Origin of the sequence: Runella sp. (genome assembly GCF_027484545.1) — a bacterium.
GTDB lineage: Bacteria > Bacteroidota > Bacteroidia > Cytophagales > Spirosomataceae > Runella.
On record NZ_JAIXST010000025.1, the window covers coordinates 1 to 4,045 of the forward strand.

The window sequence follows — 4,045 nt, forward strand, 5'->3', positions numbered from 1 at the left end:
TTATAGCTATACAACGCATCCTTAGCTCAGACGATGATTTCTTACACCTTTTGCAAAATAATTTAATAGCAAACCCTGATAATCAAAGCAAAAAACCACAACTAATGATTACAAGTTAACCATAGACGGCTATTATGTGGCCGTTAAAAACCGCATTTTATTGACGGGTGATTTTACCGAGGATGACCCGCAGGTGGGTAAATTTTTAAAGCCATTGGAAATAAAATCAGCCTTGTTTTTTACCAATGCCCTGAGCACTCAAAACTACGGTATCGATGTGGTGGGGACGATTTTTTCGGAGATTGGCGAAAAAGGGAAGCTCGAAACCATGTTTTCCTTTAACTACAACCAAATCAGTTTGGGAAAAATAAATACTACCGAATCATTGAGAGGCAAAGAGGAAAATTATTTTTCGGCACGGGATAAATCGTTTGTCTTAGGTGCTGCGCCAAAGTACAAATTCAACCTGACTTTCGCGCTTCAGCAGCCAAAATTCAACCTGAATCTGCGCTTTGTCGGGTTTTCAAAATTGGATATTAAAAGCCATGAGCAAGATGCCAACGGCAATTATATTTCAAACATTTACGCTGCCCGAATTATCTCTGATGCCTCCGTGGGATTCGTTTTGAAAAAAGATATGCGGCTCATTTTTGGTTGCTCCAACCTCCTGAATATGTATCCAAGCAGACAGGATCCCTCGCAAAGTGAAACCGGCGGTATGTATGAAGGGGTACAAATGGGCTTTGGCGGACGATTCTTCTTTACAAAACTGAGAATAAGTTTATAAGACGCAGTATTTAGTAGTTAGACGATTTCGAATCCCGTTAGATTTCCAAAAGCCTAACGGGATTCCTGCTGTAATGCCAGATATTCAGCCACTAAGGTCCAACAATGCGCTTCGCATTCCCATCGCATTTGGGTTAAAGGAGATACCGCCAAACGGTACAGCAGCGGGTTTTCGTAAGCAGTTAATAAGCCCGCAATGAAGAAGTAAAAATCTTTAAAGTCCGCAGACGATAGTCCATAGTCCACAGACTTCCACTCTTTACTTTCCACTTCCCACTTTTCACTTTCGACCTTTGTCCCCAGTCGTATCAATGAGGTTTTTAAGACAATTTCATCCAACGGATGCGTCTGATTACGTAAAAGTTGTTGAGTATCAGCGATAAGTTTTTCTCGGATAGGTTCTAATTCAGGAATGGTAAAAGTACCCATTAGACGTGCGACGTGGTAAATAATGGGCACCGCACGCGGATATTGATGCGCACATCGGAAGGATTCTGTCAAATAGCGGTCTGTTTCAATTACCGAACGGATGTACTTCAAACTATCTCTATCGTGTTGATTGAATGGGAGTTGATACTCATAAATACAATACAGAATATTACTTAATACGCAGGCATCAAACTCAATGTACATGTTTTTGCCAAACCACGTCGAATAGGCTTTCAGGTGGCGGTAGTCGAGATAGGTATTTTTAATTTGCTGCTTACTGAGATTGGCGTGCAGACTTAATTTTTCTTTTAGCCAAAGCAATTCCTCTCGGGTAGGCGAGGAGGTGAGATAAATCATCGCGGTGTCATCTGCGTCGTCCGGAATCCTGAAATGCTCGAAGTGCCGAAACAGATAACCGTTGGGAAAGTGTCTGGAAGGTTTTGTTTTCCAAAAGTTATAGGTTTTCAGGCCATCTTTGTTTTGAAAGGCTGGGTAATTTTGAACGGCTTTTTCGGCAATTTTATTTATGGTTTCCTGACTTTTGGGCGATACTAAATGCTTGATTTTCTGCAAAGTAAATACAATAGTTGCCGTAAAAAATACAGTAGTGTCCGGGCGTTGATAGCCAAGCAAACGGTTAGTGCGCTGCGCCGGAAACAATCCTTCATCAAAAAGTGAGCGGCCTTTTGACTGCAATGCCGCAATTCGCTCAATAATCTCGTCCAATTCTGTCATTTTAAATAATCAAAGCGCGAATATCGTAAAATCATCGCTTGTTGAAACAAAACACGTTGAAGAGCCTTGTAAATCAGTGCTTTGAAAGTTTGGCACGAATATTGATAGTAGGTTTTTATATCAACCTTAATCCATCCGTTGCTATGAAAAAAGTATGTACACTTATTGTTGGATTGCTAGCGACGAGCATGAGTTTTGCTCAGCAAAAATTCATTTTGTCGCATATTGACCACCGCGGATTTGTTAATCTATCCGGTGGAATGAGCATGCCTGTCAAATCACTGATGAAAGGCGATGCCACTGCCCCTTCAGATGTTGTGGCATTGCGCGGAACTTCTATGCAGGTGTCGGCGGGGTATCGCCTCACCCGGCGTTTTGGGGTAATGGGTTCTTTTACCAATTGCCTTAATGATGCAGGTACTCAAAAACTCGTTGACAATATCCAAAAAAGCCATTCCGGAGGCAATTGGGCCTCTTCGGGCGGAGCCTGGAATTGTTCACACCTGCTTGCCGGGCCTTACATGACTTTCGCAACGGGTATTTGGATGTTTGATACTCGCCTTACGGGCGGCTATTCTTGGATTCAACGTCCTTCCACCGAATTGAAAGGACAATTTTACGATGTTCCGCTTTCAATAAAAACCTCACAAACCCGTAATGGTTCGTTTGCGGTGGGCGGCGGCGCAAGCATACGTTGCAAAATCACGCGCAATTTTGCCCTTAACTTCAGTGCAGACTACGTGAGCACACGGGCTTCGTTTGATAACCTTACCAGTACGCTGACGATTGGACAGGACAAAGTGGAAGATAAAATTCGCGAAGTGCATGCTATCGGCTTGCTGAGTTTGAATGGCGGATTGAGCCTTTTATTCTAAGATTTATAAACTTTAGTTTCAACAACGAAGAAGCCGCAGATGATTCTGCGGCTTCTTTCGTATGGGCAAAAATACAATAGATGATTTCTGCTTCTTTTAATAAAAGATTTTCTTTAAAGAGTACCAATACTGCGAATTCCGCGCATTTTTTTGTTATTTTCGACCCAATGCTCAAAAAAATGATGCGCCTGCTTTTCTTCTTACTATTGATATTCATTGAATTGGGTTGCCAAACCTCCACCGAAAAGAAAACCTTTAAAATTGGTTTTTCGCAATGCACGGGCGGTGATGAATGGCGGCGCGTTATGCTCAATGACATGAATCGCGAATTGGCCTTGTACCCTAATTTTCAGTTGTTGTACAAAGATGCCGCCAACAGCACTTCCACTCAAATTACGCAAATCAATGAATTGGTGCGACAGGACATTGACCTGCTTATCATTTCTCCAAATGAAGCTTCTGCTGTATTGACCGCTGCTATTGATGCCGTTTTTCAGCAGGGAATTCCCGTCGTGTTACTCGACCGAAAGATTACTTCCGAGTCCTATAATTCGTTTATCGGGGCCGATAATCTGGAAATCGGGCGCATGGTGGGAGAGGCGGTGCCTACGTTGCTGAAAAACGGGGGTAAAGTGGTGGAAATTTGGGGATTGGCAAGTTCATCACCTGCGCAGGAACGACACAAAGGATTTGCAGAAGAAGTTTCTAAAGTAAATACTATTCAGATAATCAGTCAATTATACGGGCAATGGGAGCAGGATACTGCCCGAAAGGTTGCCCAGGCTAATCTTAACATTCTTCGTCAGGCGGATTTGGTATTTGCCCACAATGATGTCATGGCTTTGAGCGTGCAGCAGGTTTGTAAAGAAGCCAGTATCAGTCCCCTGCCCCTTTTTGTAGGCATTGACGGGTTGCCCGGCCCCAAAAGTGGTTTGCAAAAAATCATGGACGGGACCTTAACAGCCACGTTTTTGTACCCTACCGGCGGTGAGGGAGCTATTGAAGCAGCGGCTTAGATTTTGGCAGGAAAGGCCGCCAAACGGGAATATGTATTGAATTCCATTCGAATTGACAGGACTAATATTAAGGCTATCAAAGCTCGTAGGAATTAAAGTTAAATAAGTTGAACGTTTACATTTTGTAACTTTGTACTATGAAAACGTTTTATAATTCTGAAACAGAGCAATTAATGCAATTGCATTTTAGTCGTTTATCCGAAA

Annotated in this window: 3 protein-coding genes and 1 pseudogene; 3 read left to right on the plus strand and 1 reads right to left on the minus strand. The window is 42.6% G+C overall.

What is annotated here, in order from left to right:
• Positions 1-118: 118 nt before the first annotated feature.
• Positions 119-787, plus strand: a pseudogene (locus Q0081_RS02075) (TonB-dependent receptor); the annotation flags it as partial.
• A 53-nt stretch (positions 788-840) separates the two neighbouring features.
• Here the strand turns inward: Q0081_RS02075 and Q0081_RS02080 are convergent.
• On the minus strand, positions 841-1,950 hold the full coding sequence (locus Q0081_RS02080; RefSeq protein ID WP_298348687.1) for a hypothetical protein: 1,110 nt from the start codon (positions 1,948-1,950) through the stop codon (positions 841-843).
• 143 nt (positions 1,951-2,093) lie between these two features.
• On the opposite strand from Q0081_RS02080, the gene Q0081_RS02085 reads away from it, so the two are divergent.
• Together Q0081_RS02085 and Q0081_RS02090 are read left to right on the plus strand one after the other, a co-directional pair.
• Complete coding sequence (locus tag Q0081_RS02085) at positions 2,094-2,825, plus strand: outer membrane beta-barrel protein (RefSeq protein ID WP_298348689.1); 732 nt, start codon at positions 2,094-2,096, stop codon at positions 2,823-2,825.
• 179 nt (positions 2,826-3,004) lie between these two features.
• The gene (locus tag Q0081_RS02090; protein ID WP_298348691.1) at positions 3,005-3,841 is read left to right on the plus strand and encodes a substrate-binding domain-containing protein; all 837 of its coding nucleotides are present in this window, start codon (positions 3,005-3,007) and stop codon (positions 3,839-3,841) included.
• The last annotated feature ends 204 nt before the right edge of the window (positions 3,842-4,045 follow it).